Origin of the sequence: Treponema paraluiscuniculi Cuniculi A, assembly GCF_000217655.1 — a bacterium.
GTDB lineage: Bacteria > Spirochaetota > Spirochaetia > Treponematales > Treponemataceae > Treponema > Treponema pallidum.
In genome coordinates this window covers 800,271-817,164 of the sequence record NC_015714.1, presented here as the reverse complement: position 1 = coordinate 817,164, position 16,894 = coordinate 800,271, and the positions used below count along the sequence as shown (strand labels likewise).

Sequence of the window (16,894 nt, the reverse complement as noted above, 5' to 3'; positions counted from 1 at the left end):
CCCAGGAGGAGTGGACGCCTGTGCAGGGTAGGCTAGCGTCCCACGGATGCACTCGAAAGGAGGTCGGTGCGGACAATTTTGACTTCTACGCACGGCGCTGCACTGTACCACAGGTAGACGCACGTTAGGAAGGTCAGCGGTTGCATAAGCGAGACACGTAGGGTGTGCGTGCGGGGGAGGCAGGAGTGCTTTCGGAAGAAACGATTGACAGGGGACGTCTTTTGCGCTAGCCTACCCCTGGTAGGCTGTGTTTTTTTCAGGGGAGGGTCGGTGGCTCACATAACGGTGGATGATTCTGAGAATTTAGAGAAGGCAATTAAGCGCTTCAAGCGCCAGGTGGAGAAGGAAGGTATTATTCGCGAGTGGAAGAAAAAAGAATTTTATGAGAAGCCTTCCACGCTTCTGAATCGCAAGAAGAAGGCGTTGCGGCGCAAGCTGATGAAGAAGGGGCGCAAGGTCAGCGACTCAAGGCTGTACTAAGCGGGTATGAGTTTCTCTTGGGTAAGAGCGGGAAGAGGCGGTGGAGCTTAAGTTTTTAGGTGAGCCGTGCCTGACAACGGTTTCCGAGCCGGTTTCGGAGGTGGACGAGCAGCTGCGCGCGTTCATCTCGGGTATGTTTCGTGTGATGCGTGGGGCAGGCGGTGTGGGGCTTGCGGCGCCGCAGGTAGGGCGTACCGTCCGCGTGTTTGTAGTAGATGTTGAGCACCACGTCCGCGCTTTTATCAATCCCCAGATCACTGCCGCGTCTGAAGAGCAATCTTCCTACGAGGAAGGCTGTTTGAGCATTCCTCACATTTATGAAAGGGTGTTGCGTCCGCGTCGGGTGAGTGTGCAGTACCTCGACGAGAATGGTAAACGTTGTGCCGTTGATGCAGATGGTATTCTGGCAAGAGTGATCCAGCACGAGTACGATCATCTTGACGGTATTCTTTTTTTGGATCGCATTGACGAAAAGCGGAGGGATGATGCCCTTCGTCGGTATGCGGCGCTGCGCGGGACGATTCGTTAGCCCATGGTGAGGGTCTTCTTCGCGGGAACTCCAGAGTGTGCCGTGCCTTCTTTGCGCCGGGTGGCGTGCGCTCATCGGGTTGTGGGGGTTTTGACGAATCCTCCTGCTGCTGTCGGACGCTCGGGGAAGCTTGTCCATTCTGCGGTTGCAAGGGAATTTTTTCGCTTAAAAGCGTCTGGGGTTCTTCCTGAGTCTGCGTCTCTTTTCGTTCCGGGGCGTTTGGATCGCGCCTTTTATGACGCGGTGGAGGCTTTGCGTCCGGACGTGCTGGTGTGTTTTGCCTATGGTAGGATTTTTGGCCCTCGGTTCCTTGCGCTTTTCCCGCGCGGTGCTATTAACGTTCATCCTTCGTTGTTGCCGCGTTGGCGAGGGAGTACACCGGTCCCTGCGGCGATTTTAGCGGGGGACTGCGAGACGGGTGTGACGCTCCAGTACATTGGTGAGGAGATGGATGCAGGGGACATTCTTGCGCAGTCCCGTGTTCAGCTCGACGGTACAGAGACTACTGGCGCGCTTCTTTCTCGTTTGTCTTTGGTGGCTGCCGATCTTGTGGATGATGTTTTAGTCGGTGTTGAGCGGCACACGCTCGCCCCTGCAGCACAGGATCACTCGCAGGCAACATTTTGTGGTAAGCTCTGTAGGGAGATGGGATTGGCGGACTGGAGTAATCCTGCAGTTGTGTTGGAGCGCAAGATTCGGGCCTTTACTCCCTGGCCGGGTCTGTTCACCTATAAAGATGGGGAAAGGATAGCGATTTTGCAGGCGAGGTCGTGTGAGTCTTCGTTTGTTCCCCTCGCTCCTGTGGGGACGGTGCTTGCTGCAGATAAAAATGGGGTGTTTGTCCAGACAGGCGATGGAGTTCTGTCTCTTTTACAGTTGCAGCGCTCCGGGAAAAAACCTCTGTTTTGGAGAGATTTCCTCAATGGTTCCCCTCTCTTGCTGACAGGTAGGTTAGGGGTGTGAGTGATACACGCCGGGCGTGAGATTTCTACGCAACGCATGATGCGTACCCCAAGTGTGTCTTGTTACAGAGAAAGGGGAGGTTGGTTTGTCCGAAGAAATTCTCACGATAGAAGAGGTTGCGCGGTACCTGCGAATTTCTGAACGTACCGTGTATGAGTGGGCGCAAAAGGGGAAGATTCCGTCAGGAAAAGTGGGCACCGTGTGGCGGTTTCGCAGGTCAGAAGTTGAGCGATGGGTTGACACTTGTCTTTCCTGTTCTCACAGACAGAGCCATTCGGATGTTTTGCCCATTGAGCGGATCCTGTCCACCGATCGTATCCTGCATCTTGAACAGTCTGAGCGTCGTCCGGCGCTCTATGAGCTTTCTGATTGCTTGAGCACTGCACCTCAGATTAAAAATCGTAGCGAGCTTGCGGCAGAAATAGTGCGGCGCGAGGAGCTCATGTCGACTGCAATTGGGTGTGGTATTGCAGTTCCTCATGTGCGCTTGTCTTCTGTAACTGATTTGGTTATGGCAGTAGGAATTTCAAAAAAAGGTATTGCTGATTTCGGTCCTCTTGACGGACAAGACGTACATCTTGTTTTTATGATTGCCGCTGCTACCAATCAGCACCGGTACTATTTGCAAACGCTTTCTTTTTTTAGTTCAAAATTGAAAAGGCCCGATTTGCGGACGCGCCTCTTGCAGACTAACACCGCGCTAGAAGCGTACACCGTGTTGACAGAGCAGTCTAGTTTGTAAGATTTAGAAGAGAGCAGGATTGTTCAGGCAGAGGGAAAGCATTGACCTATTTTTTTGAAACGTACGGGTGCCAGATGAATGTTGCAGAGTCTGCTTCTGTAGAGCAGCTCCTGTTGGCGCGGGGGTGGACAAAGGCGGTAGACGCGCAGACGTGCGACGTGCTGATTATCAATACGTGTTCTGTGCGAATTACAGCAGAAACGCGGGTCTTTGGGAGACTTGGCTTATTTTCTTCTCTTAAAAAAAAGCGTGCGTTTTTCATTATCCTTATGGGGTGTATGGCACAGCGTTTACACGACAAAATTCAGCAGCAGTTTCCTCGTATTGATTATGTAGTGGGTACGTTTGCGCACGCGCGATTTGAATCCATTTTCCAAGAAATTGAACAGAAGCTTACCCAGAAAGATTACCGCTTTGAGTTTATCTCCGAGCGTTACCGGGAGCATCCTGTCTCTGGGTATCGTTTTTTCGCTTCTTCATATAGCGAAGGTTCGTTCCAAAGTTTTGTTCCCATCATGAATGGCTGCAATAATTTTTGTTCGTTTTGCATTGTGCCATACGTGCGTGGACGGGAGATCTCGCGTGATCTTGACGCTATTTTGCAGGAAGTGGATGTGCTCTCTGAGAAAGGAGTGCGGGAAATTACGTTACTCGGACAAAATGTTAATTCGTATCGGGGAAGAGACCGTGAAGGGAACATAGTTACCTTTCCCCAGCTGTTGCGTCATTTGGTTCGTCGTTGCGAAGTCAAAGATCAGATAAAGTGGATCCGCTTTGTTTCCAGTCACCCTAAAGACCTTTCTGATGATCTGATTGCTACTATTGCTCAGGAATCTCGTCTGTGTCGTCTGGTACATTTGCCGGTGCAGCATGGGGCGAATGGAGTGCTCAAGCGGATGCGACGGAGTTACACGAGAGAGCGGTATCTGTCGCTGGTGGGTAAACTGAAAGCGAGTGTCCCCAATGTGGCGCTGAGCACAGATATTCTTATTGGGTTCCCGGGGGAGACGGAGGAGGATTTTGAGCAAACGCTGGATCTCATGCGGGAGGTGGAGTTTGATTCCGCTTTTATGTATCACTATAACCCGCGCGAGGGAACGCCTGCCTATGACTTTCCCGATCGTATCCCTGATGCAACGCGGATTGCGCGTCTACAACGCGTCATTGCTCTGCAGATGAGTACTACTTTGAAAAAGATGCGCGCACGGGTAGGAAAGACATTGCCAGTGTTGGTAGAGTCGCGCTCGCGAAATAATCCTGAAGAATTGTTTGGACATACAGAGCTTGGGGAAATGACCGTGCTTGAAGGAAAGGTGGATCCTGCGTACATCGGACGCTTTGTGGACGTGCAAGTGAAGGAAGTGCGCGGCAGGACCTTTCGTGCCCATCTGGTGCAGGAGCGTGCAAAATGACATATGGAAAGCTGATTTTTTTTATTATCGTACTTGTGGGTTTCGCGCTCTTCATGTCCTTCAACGTGGAACACCGCTGCGATGTATCGCTTGTCTTTTATACCTTTCAGGCAGTGCCGGTCACTTTGAGCTTGCTTTTTGCCTTTGCGTGCGGTGCGCTTACGGCGTTGCTTTTTCTTATTGATCCGGACGCGAAAACAAGAAAACAGAAACGTGAAGACAGTCCTACCTCTGCTCCTACAGGCGGCGTTTCTTCTCCAGAGCATGTGGACGTTCCCTAGCCAGACTGCAATGACACAAAGTCGCGTCTAAGGCTCGCAGGACGGCGCGCGTGTGCGTGTTTGGGTTCTCTGCTTAATGCGTGCAGTTTTTGTCCGATACACAGCGCATGGTGCTGTCGCGCGCGGTGTGCGCGTCCTTTTTCTTCTTCCACGTAGCAGTTGCCGCGTATACGGCGCGTGTCCAGGAAATGGCGATGCGTGGTTTTGCATTGCGCAATTTTCAGCAGGTGCATGCGTATTTTGAGCAGCATATTCCGTTGCTTTCTTCGTTTACGGAGAAAAAGGAAGCGCTCTCGCTCTTTGCTCAGTATTTGGAATTGCACGATGCTCATGAGCGTGCGGCACATCGTTACCGAGATGCGGCGTTGTATGCGCTGGGTACTGAGCGCGTGCAGTTCTTACTTGAAGCTACGCGTAATGCAATGGCTGCGGATGCGCGCGAGTATGCACGGGAAACGTTGGCAGAAGTCGAGCACATAGGTGTGCAGGTGCTAAACAAGAAACAGCATGCCACGTTCTTGGTTTATCACGTGTGGCTTGCGCTCCATGCGGCGTCTACGGCCGCGCATCTCCATGAGCAGTTAGAAAAATTGGAAGAGTATGGCACGCAGGGTGTGTTCAATGTGTTTGAGACGGTGTTGCTGTTTACTCGTTGGTGGATTACTCAGGATGAGAAGGTGGCACAGCGTCTGACAGAGAGGTATCCGCAAAGCTTTGAAGCACTTTCGGTTATAGGGGCGGTGGAAATAGCGCCGTCGGTTTTTTGGCATTTGATGCCGCGTGCGTACGGAGAAGCAGTTGAATCAATGGGAAAATCTGAGACAGTTGTCTTGCAGGACGCGAAGCTACGTCCTGTACCCGAGGTGGTGGCAGCGCACAGAACCCGTCGCGCGCACGCGGCCACAGACGGCACGGCTGCGCGGTCTGCTATGTCGTCGTCCCGTAATTTGGGCGTGTCGATTCTCGAGGGAGGGGTATCTGTGCCCGATGAGGTGGGCAAGGGAGATGAGAAGCCACGGGGGTACCAGCTCGGGTTTTTTCGAGCAAAGGAAAATGCGCAACGGCTGATGGACGATCTGGAGAGGCGTGGTTTTGGGTTCCAGCTGCATACGGTCCGACGTGCAGACGCGGTGTACTACCAAGTTTTTGTGCCGGAGGATGATTCCGGCTTTGTTAGTCACCGACTAAAAGATGCGGGGTACGAGACGTTTCCCCTATTCTAGGGGGCCGGCACACATCGGTGTTTTAGAATGAGTTCCTGTATAAGGCGGTGCATAAACGCGTAGGGAAGCTGTGGATATGGGGATAGCGTGGGGAAAACCAGGAATAAACCTGTGGAATGCAATTGCTCAGCAACGCATCAGGGCGAAGGAGCACTAGCCGGACCGGCGTGATATCTGGTGTATTGACCGTCCCACATCGACGTGCTGCCAATTTTGAGCCGTGCTACGTCTTCAACCGCCCTTACGTGTATCACCTCGTGGGATTCAAATGTTACCTCAAGGCGGCGGCGGATACTGGAAATTGCGGTGTTGCGCGTGAGAAATGACACCGTCTTGCGGTGTGTGTGCGCGCTATCTACCAGGAAGATTTCTTGGACTGATGCGCGTGAGAATGTGATCTCCGCGTGTTCTCGGTCAAAAAACAGCAGAGGATGGATATCGCCTGAGTTCGGGGAGATTTCAGTTTGTATCCACAGTCCTGCCAAGAGGTGCTGGAGTGCTTCCTGTTCACCATGTGTTGCACGGCTCCAAAGGGCTATGCGCATTGCTGTTTGTACAGGCGGTTGTGTGTGTGTCTGTGCTGCTCCGCCTACAGGGGCCGGCGGGGCGTTTCCATGTGACCGTGGGTCTGTCGTGGTGGACGAGCCGGACGTATTGTCTGCCGTGTCAGACGGGTGTGCGGCGGTGTCCCGCGCGTTGCTGGGAAGTGCAGCAGTGGGTAGAGCGCCGAAGGTATCATGCGGGGGAATTCTGCGTGGAGGAACGTGACCGTGCCGAAAGCAGGAGAAAATATACAGAGCCCACGCAGCGACGAACAACGATCCGGCCACACTCAGTAAAGGTCTATTCACGGGACGCTTCCTTGCACGCAGTACGGAGGCACCAGCCTAGTCAAGCGAAGGGGTATAGCGCGGACTACTCTCTCTTGCAGGAGGAGTAGGGGTCGGGCGTTTCGAGTGCGCAGCTGCGATGCTGCGATACAGCTCCCGTGCCGTGTGGGCAACGCGGTCGTGCACGGCCATATCCAAGGTGATTTCGTACCAGTTGTCGTGTTTTACGCGTCGGGCTCTAACAAGGTAGGGACTTTGAAAGGAACGCTGTTTGCCACGGTACTTTGAGGTGAGCGGTGCGTCGTGCTCAAGGTCAGTAACTAACAAGAGAACCTTGTGTCGGTTGTTGTCTTTTCTTTTTTCCTGTATCTCCCAGACGGTATCCAAAGCGCGTCCGATGTCTGTGTAGCGACCGTTTGGGATAATGGAATCGACAACGGAAATAATTTTATCTCGGTCCTGCTCACTGCGTAAGGTGAGGGTGATAAGTTCCTCAGGCTTTTCGTAAAACTGGTAAACGGTTATCCAGTCGCCTTGGATGATCATGGAGGAGACGAACTCATCGCGCACCCAGCGGTGTAAACTGCTGAACTTTCCTGGTTCTTGCATGGAGCGTGATTTATCTATCATCAGGAAGATGTCGACGGGGACAGTGCGTTCACCTGCATGCAGGCACAGGTGGATGAGCAAGGTGCAGAGTGCAGGACAAAGTGCTTTTTTCAGGTGCATTAGATACTCCCTTTATGCAGGTCATTACGTGGGCACGGTTATACCACAAGAACCAAAAAAGGTATGAAAAAATAAAAAAGAGCTTTACATTTCATGAAACATGTTTACAATCGGCGAAAGGTATTGTAGCAGAGAGAATACTCAAGCCATGCGTAAGGAGAAAAGTAAATGGCAAGTTTAGATCTACCTAAGAGTCCCAATGTGTTTCATCCCGAAAAGCCGAGTGCGGTTGGGTCAAGGAATTCACTGGCGCAGGACTATCGTGACCAGCAGCAGGAGGTGAACCAGTTAATAGAGGAAGAGACAAACAAGATTCTGCACCACCTGAACACTAAACTGCCGAAGGAGGTTCTCGAGCGTCTGGACGTAATGGGTGGGTTGAAGGAAAAGTTGTATAACTACTTCAACCAGAATTACCAGAACATGTTCAACCGGTACATGGTGACTGCGGAAGACGAAATGCTGAAGAAAGTCCGTGGTTTCATCGACCGAGAGGAAATGAAGGTGTTGAACCGTTACACGCCGAAGGAGATTGCCATCCTACTGGATGAGGTTGCGGGAGCGGATAAGTTCAACACCGGAGAGATCGAGAAGTCGATGGTGAATATGTACGGGCACTTGCAGGGTCACATACAGCGGGGTGTGAATGAGCTTGAGACGCACACCAATTCTTTGCTGCGTCAGAAGGTTGATGTGGGTGCTTTTGTCCGCGGAGAGAATGCGTATGCGGTAGTCAAGTGTGCGTTCAAGGACAATCTTGCGCGTCCTAAGACCGTCACTGACGTGAAGTTGTCTATCAATATTCTGGACTCAGAGTTAGTTAGCCCTATCTTCCATTACCAGACGACGGTAGCGTACCTTATTAAGGATCTCATCTCCAATCACTACATAGATGCCATCGACAAAGAAATTGATCGCGTGAAGGACGAGCTTATCGACCAGGGTAAGGAAGAGATGTCTGATAGCAGTATCATCTTCGAAAAGATGAAGATGGTGAGCGATTTCACCGACGATGACTGCGAGAATCCTGACAGCAAGCGCTACGAGCTTATTTCGCGGGAGTTGATGGAAAGAATCAGCAATTTGCGCGCAGAAATTGATCCGGAAACTTTCGACCAATTGAATGTTCGCGAGAATATCAAAAAAATCGTTGACCTTGAGAACATAAGGAATCGTGGCTTTAACACGGCTATCAATTCGATTACATCTATCCTTGATACGTCGAGGATGGGGTACCAGTATATCGAGAACTTCAAGAATGCGCGCGAGCTTATCCTTCGTGAGTATGATGACACAGATATTTCGAATCTTCCTGATGAGCGTTACCAGTTGCGCTTAAAGTACCTCGACAATGCTCAGTTGATTGAGGAGCGTAAGGGGTATGAGGTGATGCTTCGTTCTTTTGAGACGGAGGTGGATCATCTATGGGATGTGCTGCGTACTAAGTACGATAAGTCTAAGGCGTCTAGGTTCATGGCGAAGATTACCGACTTTGATGACCTTGCTAAGGTGTACAAGAAGCATATAAAGAAGCATTACAAGGATAAGACTGGTGAGCCCGTGTACGAGGATATTGCGAAGGTATGGGACGAGATTGCTTTTGTGAAGCCTGCTGAGACCGAGGTGGAGCGGATGAATCGTACGTTTGTGTACGAGAAAGACAAGATGCGAAGGAAGCTTATTCTGATGCGTGGGAAGTTAAAGGGTATGTATGATTACCAGTATCCTATTGAGCGTCGGGTTATGGAGGAGCGTCTCGCGTTCTTGGAATCCGAGTTTAACCGTTTCGATTACTTGGTAAATCCTTTTCACTTGCAGCCGGGCTTACTGCTCGATATCGACATCACGTCTATAAAGCGCAAGAAGGCGACGCTCGACGGTATGGCTAACGTGCTTAATGAGTTCTTGCATGGTATCTCTAAAGGATTTGCGGACGCTGCCTTTGCTTCGTTTAGTCGTCGTCGTTCGACGGTGCGTGCTGATATCGGTCAGAGTTTTGCTAGTGACGGCAGTGCCGACCAGAAGGAGTCCAGCGGTAGGGTGGCTTTTATGGATATGGTAAATGAGACTCCTGCGCTTGAGTCTTCCGTGGCCGCTGAGCAGGTGGATGTGCGCTCGGATGTTGGAATGAAGACGAGAAAGGCTGGCGCGGTGGATGCAGGCAAGGGTCGACGTGGTAGGCGGTCTGCCATTCGCGAACTCTAGCGAGATTGTAGATAGACTTTGTCGTGATCCGAAGCTCCCTGGAACTTTTCTGTTTCGGGGAGCTTTTTAATCATCAAAGGAGTGTTACGTGGTGAGTGCATCTAGTTTTTACGCGCCTGCAGCGGTGAAGAAGAACTTTAATGCTCTAGTGCGTCATGTGAAGGGCGTTTTGAGCGTGTTGGATGAGTGTGATCCGAAGAATAACGTCGCAGACCAGGTCAACCTGCTGCTCTGTGCGAAGGAGATGCAAAGCGAGCAGGTTGCAGCGCTCCTGTCGGTGCTACTCATCGACACGTGGGGGTATCGGCTGTTTTCTTACAATCTAAGGAAGGTTTCCGTCGAGGGTCTCGGGTTTGCTCAGGAAACTGCGCGGTGGAAGGGAGTGGATATTGTACTTGGTTATCATCACCCCGATCTTGGATTTTTGGCAATAAACCCGAAGAATCCTTCGAACGCCTCCCTTGTCGAGGGTTTTCGGAAAAATGAGCTCTTGTTGGTGTACGTGGGAAAGCAGGATAGGGGACCGCTTGATGAACGGATTGCAGACGAAGTCGCCAAGGGTTTGATTGCTCTGATAGAGAATCGTAAGTTCGTGGTTCCCAAAGAAATCCTTTCGGGGGTTTTTGCATTTGTGTCTACGAAAAAGTCTGAGGGTTCTGGCAAGAGGGTTCGATCGGCAAAGAAGTCGGGTGCGGGCGCTGCCAGGGCGTCTGAAGGGGCTACCTGTGATCGGGCTTCGTCTGAGTCTGTGTCTCCTACCGCGCGTCCTCCTGCTCAAGCCTCTGCAGGTCCGATTCGGATGTCTCAGTTAATATCGGTGCCTGTTTCTAACGAGTTGTTTCATAACGGGAATGTGGAAGCGTGGAAGCGTATTATCAGGAGTTACAACGCGCGGTACCCTTCTTCAGAGGTCATTGTGTTCTACGATGGTGAGCGTATTGTGGATATTAACACTCTCTTCAAATGGGGAAAGGTGAAGCACGGGAGTGTGATTCAGTTTGCAGTGTCAGGTGAGGAAATTAAGGATTTGTCCAAGCTCTCTAAGTATTTCAAGGAGGGGGCGAGTTCTCGTTTTGAGGTGTTTTTGCACGGTTCCCCAGACACGGTGTTAAATTTGTTTTAGGAGTGCACAATGAACATTGCCAAATCCATTCATTTTCTGAGCAATAAAGAGGCTCTCGATAAGAGGCTTGACCGAGGGCTTTTGGGGATTCGGGGTCGTCAGGCGGATGAGTTGTCAAGTCTGGGGTTGCCCGTGCTTCCGAGCGTGGTTATTGATGCGACAGTCTCTCGTAGTCTGTATGGGGAGAAGCTTCGGTCCGCGCTAAGTCCGTATTTAAGGAAGTTTACGCTTTTAAACAGAAAAGAGTATGCGGATGCAAAGAATCCTATGCTCCTCAAGGTGGTTTTATCCCCCAATTTGGCCATTTCGAATTATCCGGTATTACATAACTTTGGTTTGACACGGGATACTTTCGCGGGGTTTGCCGAGCGTGTCGGGGAGCATTTTGCAACGCACGAGGTGTTCTTCCTTTTGAAGGGTGTATTTGGGGTATTGCTTGGTATCGCAGAAAGTGAGGAGAACACCAAGGGTGCTTCGGAGTTTGTCGAAACCCTGAAGGAAATAGAGGTTTTTTTGCAGGGAGGAAAATCTTCTCCCTCTGGGCGCGAGGCGATGAATCGGTATCGAGCCTTGCTTCCAGACGGCTTTTTCGATGATGCCTACGTTCAGCTTGAAGAAGCGGTAAGGCTTGTTAGTAAACTGCTGTCGTTTGAGGAGGATGGGGAAGGTGGAGTTGCCATCCTTATTCAGCCTATGGTCTACGGGAATTATGGGGGAGGCAGCTACTCGGGTCGGTTTTTCAGTAGGAATATTATAACTGGAGAGAAGAAACTTCAGGGTCAGTATTTTGAGGACCGGTTCGACGAATGCGATGCCGAAGGCAGTGATGTAAATGCGATAAAGCCGGCTTATCTTAAGCAGTTGCAGGATATTGCGTGGAAACTGGAGGATCACAGCCGAGAGATTCGGGAGGTTCGCTTTACTATCGAGGCGGGCAGTTTATGGCTTATTGAGCAAAAACCTGTCGAAGCGAAGAGCACAATCTCTTTGGTACGGTTGCTGCTCGACCTGTACGAGCGCGAGGTGGTGGATGCTGAATACGTGGTCAAGTCGGTAAGACCGGGTCAGCTGAACGAGATTTTGCACCCGGTCATTGATATGACGAGTGTGACAGGTTTGAAATCCTCGCAGGGGGGGATTATTGGTGCTCCTGGTGCGGCGGTTGGGCGAGTATACTTTACCGCTGATTCCCTCATCGAGGCGTGGCGTGTGGCGAAGATGGGCGGACAAGATACACGGTGTATCTTGTGTATGCCTGCAACGTACGCGGGGGACGTTAAGGCAATTGAGGTGGCAACTGGTGTTCTTTCTAACGAGGGGGGGTACTCCGCCCACGCTTCGGTTGTTGCCCGTCAGTATGGGAAGATCTCTTTGGTCCGTCCAGATATGAAGATTTATTCGGACAAAGCGGTCGTTGACGGTATGACTATCAACGAGGGCGATTTTGTAACGCTTAATGTTCCTTACTACGGGGAATCCACCCTGTATATGGGAGCTGCGCAGCTCGTTGAGCCTGATCCAGAGACGTCTGGCCTAGTGAGCTTCATCGAGCTTGCGAAGGGTTTTGTGCGTTCGTTTCACGTGCGGGCGAACGCGGACAGTCCACACGATGCAGAGCTCGCGCTCGCCTTTGGTGCGCAGGGTATCGGACTGTGTCGTACAGAGCATATGTTCTTCAAAGAAGATCGGATAAATGTGTTCCGCCGTATGATCTTCTCGGAGAATGCTGAGGAGCGGACGGGCAGTCTCAAGCAGTTGCAAAAGATGCAGGGAGAGGATTTCTACGGCATCTTCAAGGTAATGCAGGGACATGAAGTGACTATTCGCCTTCTGGATGCTCCTTTGCACGAGTTTTTGCCGCACGGGGAGAGTGAAGTTAGCAAGTTTTTGGAGTATCCCGAGAAGGTTTGTGGTAAAGGTCTGTCCCGGGAGGAGTTGCAGGAGCGGATCTCCATGCTATCTGAGGTGAATCCCATGCTGGGTCACCGTGGGTGCCGTATTGCGATTTCATACCCGGAAATCTACGCCATGCAGGTGCGCGCCGTGTTCGAGGCAGTGTACCGGTTGCAGAAAGAGAAGATCTCGGTGTACCCAGAGATAATGATCCCCATTGTCATGAATTTCCGTGAGTTAAAGCAGATTGTGTATGGTAAAAAGATTGAGGGGCACGCATACCAGGGTATCGGCTCGATAGAGGAAGAGGTACGTCTTGCGCTCAAGGCAAAGGAGGTTGACTATAAGGTGGGTGCTATGATTGAGCTGCCTGCAGCTGCGTTGAGTGCAGACGAGATTGCGCGCTACGCGCAGTTTTTCTCGTTTGGGACTAATGACTTGACGCAGACAACGCTTGGACTCTCCAGAGACGATTTCAATACGTTTATGCCGGACTACACGATGTATGATTTGGTTGACGGAAACCCCTTTGCGATACTCGATGCGCGCGTGCGCGAGTTAATTGAGGTTGCTATGCAGCGTGGACGGCTGGCACGGCCGGATATTCAGCTAGGTTTGTGTGGGGAGCACGGTTCACGGTCAGAAAATATTCGTTTTTGTATGGAAGTAGGACTAGATTACGTTTCGTGTTCGTCTTACTCGGTGCCTATCGCTTTACTTGCAATTGCACAGGCGGAGATTGAAAACGCAGAAAAGGAAGGCAGGAAGCCTGCATGGCGGGGAAGGTCTTCTGCGAAGTCAGGCGGTGGGCGCGCTAGGTAAGGTGTCGTTCGTGCTTGGTGAGCGTCTCTGTGCGTTCCGCTAACGGTGCGAGGGATGGCTGCGTCTGCGTGGTTAGAGGTGTAGCTGGGTGTTTTTTGGAGGTTTTGTGTACGCGCTGATTGAATACAAGGGCAAGCAGTATAAGGTGGAACGGGGTAGTAGTATCGTTGTAGATAATATCTCCGAAGTTGCGCCGGGCGGGTGCATCGATGTGCGTGAGGTGTTGATGATTGGTGGCGAGGGTTTGACGCGGATTGGTTCTCCTTATCTTGAAGGAGTGGGTGTGCGCGCGGTGGTGGGGGAATGTTTTCGCAGTCGGAAGATTACCGTGTACAAGTATAAGAGCAAGAAGGATTACCACCGAACTATCGGTCATCGGCAGTGGTACACTCGCTTGACCGTTAGTGACATCGTGGGGGTGTAGGCTCTGGTCCGAGTGTTGCTTGAAGTCGGTGACCGAGGGCAGTTTTTATCTGCAGTTGCCTCTGGTCATGCTGCGCGTGGAACACGAGGCGGTGATGTTGTGTGTGCGGCAGTTAGTGTGCTTTTGCGCACTGCGGTGCTTGGGCTTGAGCGTTTGGGTCCTCAGATAGAGGCGGCGGATCGGGGTTTTCTCTCCTTTCGCGTGGGGGGGTGTCCGGATTCCGCGTTGGCTCTCTTGTGTTTCACTGCGGAGTTTCTAGAACGTGGTTTACGTACGTTGATGCAGGAGTATCCCAGTTCGGTGCATCTTTGCGTGCGGAGGGGGGTGGTGTGTGCGTAGCGTCGCGGTTAAGACAAAACGGGGGTAGTATGGCTCGAAAGAGAGGTGGCAGTGGATCTAAGAACGGGCGCGATTCTAATCCGAAGTATTTGGGAGTAAAGTTGTTCGGTGGTCAGCGCGCTCGTGCTGGTTCGATTTTGGTGCGCCAGCGGGGTACCCGAATTCACCCGGGAGGAAATGTGGGAAGGGGGAAGGACGATACGTTGTTTGCTCTTGCTCCTGGGGTTGTGACCTATCTTCAAAGGAAGGGGAGGCGCCTCGTTTCTGTGTGCGTGGAAAACCAGCCTTCTTGAACTTTTATAGAGGGAACCAGGTGCCTCCTGTGCTTTGTGTCTGTGGTGTAAGAAGGGTCAGGGGGTATTTGCGTGTCTGTGGGATCGTAGGGGGCGTGCACAGGTTTTTTGAGAGAACATGGCCGGTTTTGTTGATGAGGTGCTGATTCGTGTTTCCTCTGGTCGGGGTGGAAATGGCTGTGTGGCGTTTCGGCGGGAAAAGTATGTCCCGCGCGGCGGCCCCGCGGGGGGCGATGGAGGGCGCGGCGGGGACGTTGTGTTCCAGGTACGGCGCAACATGCGCACGCTTGTGCACCTGAGGTATGGACGCGTGTTTCGTGCAAAGAATGGGCAGGATGGAGAGGGGACACGCCGCTTTGGTGCAAAGGGGCACGATTGTGTTATACCGCTGCCTCCGGGTTGTCTTTTAAGGGATGCGCAGACTCATGAGGTTTTGCACGATTTTGGTCATGCCCATGAAGGTTGCGTGACGCTCCTTTCGGGTGGAAGGGGTGGTTGGGGGAATTATCATTTCCGTGGCCCAGTGCAGCAGGCTCCGCAACGCGCGCATTCTGGGCAGCCGGGGCAGGAACGTGTGGTGCACGTTGAACTGCGTATTGTGGCAGACGTTGGCTTTGTGGGGCTCCCCAACGCGGGCAAATCTTCTTTGCTGAATTTTTTTACCCACGCGCGGTCGCGCGTTGCCCCTTATCCTTTCACTACCCGGATTCCTTACTTGGGGGTGCTGCGTACGGGGGATGGGCGCGACGTGATCCTGGCAGATGTCCCTGGGATTCTCGAACGCGCCTCGCAGGGTGTCGGCTTGGGGTTGCGCTTTCTCAAGCACTTGACCCGCTGTGCAGGGCTTGCATTTCTCATTGATCTTGCAGATGAGCGTGCGCTGCATACATACGATTTGCTTTGCAAGGAATTGTACGCTTTCTCCCCTGTCTTCGAGACAAAGGCGCGTGTGCTCGTAGGTACCAAGCTTGATTTGCCGAATGCGCGTGAGTGTTTGCAGCAGCTTCGTGCACAGCACCCATCCACTGAGGTTTGTGGAGTCTCGGTGCACAATCGCTGGGGTTTAGATGAATTGCAGGAGGCTTTTGTGCGTCTCTCTGACGCAGGTGCGGGCGCGTCGCGTTCCCCTGTGCAGCGGAACCGAGCTCCCAGTTTTATGTACGCTCAGCTTGAGGATCCGGTGTGTCAGGCGCGTGATGATTTTGGGGCAACGGTGAGCTTGAGCAGAAAACGAAAAGTGCGCGGATGAAGTTAGCCCTGTTTGGCGGTTCGTACGATCCTGTTCATCTGGGCCACTTGCTCTTGGCTGATGCAGTACACCGGCACGCCGGGTATGACCGCGTGCTGTTTGTGCCTACCTTCGTTTCCCCCTTCAAAGAAAAGGAAGGAAGTGCAAGGGCGCACGATCGGGTGCGGATGCTCCATTTAGCAATTGGGACAACGCCGTATTTTTCTGTTGAAGAGTGTGAGATTAGGCGTGGGGGTATTTCGTATACTGCCGAGACGGTGCAGCACGTGTGGGAAAAGTATGGCGCACAGCTTGAGGGCAAGCTCGCGCTGGTATTGGGGGAAGATGCAGCGCGCAGTGTACCGCACTGGCACGCGTTCGATTCGTGGAGTACACACGTTGATTTTGTCGTGGGTGCGCGCCCCGTGACGTCAGGCGATGGGGGGAACGTAGAACGCGCCACACGCACTCTACAATCGTTTCCCTTCCCATGGGTTTCGGCGGAGAATGTGGCGCTTCCTATTTCGTCAACGTACATACGCACCGCAATTCAACGGGGGCGTAGCTGGGGTTATCTTGTCCCTTCCCCAGTTCGTGAGTATATTATCGCGCGTGGACTCTACCGGTCGTGAGCCTCTGCCTTCTTTCTCCGGAGTGGACGATTCTTCCTGTTCTTCTCGTTTTCTTTCTTTCCTTGGACAGGCGCAGATGCCAGCGTTCTCTTTTGTGTCTGCAGATATGACGGCACTGATTGCGCGTGTGGACGCGTACGCGCGCGCAGTGCTTTCGCCACCTAGGTATGAGCATTCGCGTCGTGTAGCGGAGTTTGGGTGCATGCTGGTACGGCGGTATGCGTTGGAAGCGCAGCTTGAGCCGCACGTTTATTGCGCGGGTATTGCGCACGATATGTGCCGGGAGCATTCGGAAGTGTTCTTGTTGCGTGCTGCTGCGCGCGATGGTTTTCCCATTGATGTAACTGAGCGTGGTACGCCGTTGCTCTTGCACGGGCGCGCAGCCGCGTGTGTGTTAGCACAGGAATTTGGCGTGCAGGATGAGGTGTTGTTGTCTGCGGTGCGCTGGCATACCTTTGGGTGTGAAGACTTTGGTGTGTTAGGAAAGATTCTTTTTATATCAGACAAAATTGAGCCAGCTCGTGCTTGGGCGGCGTCCTTGCGCGGTGCAGTGTCAACGTTAACGTTAGATGCGCTTGCTGCAAAAGTAGTGAGTGCGAGTATTGCGTGCGCAGAGCAAAAACGTACCACGCCCCATCCGCGTACGTGTGCGATGTTGCGTGCACTGGGAAAGGATGTAAGTCAACCCGTGTAACGGGTGGCAGTCGGGCAAAAGTAGGGCAGTGTGTGTATCTGCCGCAGTTCGA

Annotated in this window: 19 protein-coding genes; 17 read left to right on the top strand and 2 right to left on the bottom strand. The window is 52.3% G+C overall.

Translation table 11 applies throughout. The annotated features are described in order from the left end of the window. Positions 1 to 270: 270 nt before the first annotated feature. From rpsU to TPCCA_RS03710, 7 genes are all read left to right on the top strand, one after another. Positions 271 to 480, top strand: coding sequence for a 30S ribosomal protein S21 (gene rpsU, locus TPCCA_RS03740; protein ID WP_010882203.1), 210 nt, complete (start codon positions 271 to 273; stop codon positions 478 to 480). A gap of 40 nt (positions 481 to 520) precedes the next feature. Beyond that, complete coding sequence (def, locus tag TPCCA_RS03735; RefSeq protein ID WP_010882202.1) at positions 521 to 1,009, top strand: peptide deformylase; 489 nt, start codon at positions 521 to 523, stop codon at positions 1,007 to 1,009. Positions 1,010 to 1,012: 3 nt separating this feature from the next. Next, positions 1,013 to 1,972, top strand: a complete 960-nt coding sequence (gene fmt / locus TPCCA_RS03730) for a methionyl-tRNA formyltransferase (protein ID WP_013945355.1) — start codon at positions 1,013 to 1,015, stop codon at positions 1,970 to 1,972. Positions 1,973 to 2,057: 85 nt separating this feature from the next. Further along, the gene (locus TPCCA_RS03725) at positions 2,058 to 2,714 is read left to right on the top strand and encodes a PTS sugar transporter subunit IIA (protein WP_013945354.1); all 657 of its coding nucleotides are present in this window, start codon (positions 2,058 to 2,060) and stop codon (positions 2,712 to 2,714) included. A gap of 41 nt (positions 2,715 to 2,755) precedes the next feature. Then, complete coding sequence (miaB, locus tag TPCCA_RS03720) at positions 2,756 to 4,126, top strand: tRNA (N6-isopentenyl adenosine(37)-C2)-methylthiotransferase MiaB (protein ID WP_013945353.1); 1,371 nt, start codon at positions 2,756 to 2,758, stop codon at positions 4,124 to 4,126. Next, positions 4,123 to 4,407: a hypothetical protein gene (locus TPCCA_RS03715; RefSeq protein ID WP_013945352.1), complete on the top strand. Its 285-nt coding sequence runs from the start codon at positions 4,123 to 4,125 to the stop codon at positions 4,405 to 4,407. Before miaB ends, TPCCA_RS03715 begins: the two co-directional genes overlap by 4 nt. Positions 4,408 to 4,514: 107 nt before the next feature. Further along, on the top strand, positions 4,515 to 5,630 hold the full coding sequence (locus TPCCA_RS03710; protein WP_245522096.1) for an SPOR domain-containing protein: 1,116 nt from the start codon (positions 4,515 to 4,517) through the stop codon (positions 5,628 to 5,630). A 137-nt stretch (positions 5,631 to 5,767) separates the two neighbouring features. Here the strand turns inward: TPCCA_RS03710 and vwb are convergent, their stop codons facing one another. Together vwb and TPCCA_RS03700 are read right to left on the bottom strand one after the other, a co-directional pair. After that, positions 5,768 to 6,481, bottom strand: coding sequence for a vascular adhesin/metalloprotease pallilysin (gene vwb / locus TPCCA_RS03705; protein ID WP_013945350.1), 714 nt, complete (start codon positions 6,479 to 6,481; stop codon positions 5,768 to 5,770). Positions 6,482 to 6,517: 36 nt separating this feature from the next. Continuing rightward, on the bottom strand, positions 6,518 to 7,189 hold the full coding sequence (locus tag TPCCA_RS03700; protein ID WP_013945349.1) for a vWA domain-containing protein: 672 nt from the start codon (positions 7,187 to 7,189) through the stop codon (positions 6,518 to 6,520). Here TPCCA_RS03700 and TPCCA_RS05375 point away from each other — a divergent pair. The 10 genes from TPCCA_RS05375 to yqeK all read left to right on the top strand — a co-directional run bounded on the left by TPCCA_RS05375 (position 7,159) and on the right by yqeK (position 16,842). After that, on the top strand, positions 7,159 to 7,380 hold the full coding sequence (locus TPCCA_RS05375; RefSeq protein WP_013945348.1) for a hypothetical protein: 222 nt from the start codon (positions 7,159 to 7,161) through the stop codon (positions 7,378 to 7,380). The two genes, TPCCA_RS03700 and TPCCA_RS05375, sit on opposite strands and share 31 nt — an antisense overlap. Then, complete coding sequence (cfpA, locus tag TPCCA_RS03695; protein ID WP_012460589.1) at positions 7,358 to 9,394, top strand: cytoplasmic filament protein CfpA; 2,037 nt, start codon at positions 7,358 to 7,360, stop codon at positions 9,392 to 9,394. The genes TPCCA_RS05375 and cfpA overlap by 23 nt, the downstream gene beginning before the upstream one ends. Positions 9,395 to 9,482: 88 nt before the next feature. Further along, on the top strand, positions 9,483 to 10,517 hold the full coding sequence (locus tag TPCCA_RS03690) for a hypothetical protein (protein ID WP_013945347.1): 1,035 nt from the start codon (positions 9,483 to 9,485) through the stop codon (positions 10,515 to 10,517). A gap of 9 nt (positions 10,518 to 10,526) precedes the next feature. Further along, the gene (locus TPCCA_RS03685; RefSeq protein ID WP_013945346.1) at positions 10,527 to 13,232 is read left to right on the top strand and encodes a putative PEP-binding protein; all 2,706 of its coding nucleotides are present in this window, start codon (positions 10,527 to 10,529) and stop codon (positions 13,230 to 13,232) included. Between the two features lie 106 nt (positions 13,233 to 13,338). Then, a complete protein-coding gene (gene rplU / locus TPCCA_RS03680) occupies positions 13,339 to 13,656 on the top strand; it encodes a 50S ribosomal protein L21 (protein WP_041610044.1) in 318 nt (105 codons plus the stop codon). 12 nt (positions 13,657 to 13,668) lie between these two features. After that, on the top strand, positions 13,669 to 13,995 hold the full coding sequence (locus TPCCA_RS03675) for a ribosomal-processing cysteine protease Prp (protein ID WP_010882189.1): 327 nt from the start codon (positions 13,669 to 13,671) through the stop codon (positions 13,993 to 13,995). Positions 13,996 to 14,024: 29 nt separating this feature from the next. Then, on the top strand, positions 14,025 to 14,288 hold the full coding sequence (gene rpmA, locus TPCCA_RS03670) for a 50S ribosomal protein L27 (protein ID WP_013945344.1): 264 nt from the start codon (positions 14,025 to 14,027) through the stop codon (positions 14,286 to 14,288). Between the two features lie 118 nt (positions 14,289 to 14,406). Then, entirely contained in the window at positions 14,407 to 15,537 is a 1,131-nt protein-coding gene (gene cgtA, locus TPCCA_RS03665) for an Obg family GTPase CgtA (RefSeq protein ID WP_013945343.1), read from the top strand. After that, positions 15,534 to 16,148, top strand: coding sequence for a nicotinate (nicotinamide) nucleotide adenylyltransferase (gene nadD, locus TPCCA_RS03660; RefSeq protein WP_013945342.1), 615 nt, complete (start codon positions 15,534 to 15,536; stop codon positions 16,146 to 16,148). The genes cgtA and nadD overlap by 4 nt, the downstream gene beginning before the upstream one ends. Further along, a complete protein-coding gene (gene yqeK, locus TPCCA_RS03655) occupies positions 16,129 to 16,842 on the top strand; it encodes a bis(5'-nucleosyl)-tetraphosphatase (symmetrical) YqeK (protein WP_245522095.1) in 714 nt (237 codons plus the stop codon). Before nadD ends, yqeK begins: the two co-directional genes overlap by 20 nt. Positions 16,843 to 16,894: the final 52 nt, after the last annotated feature.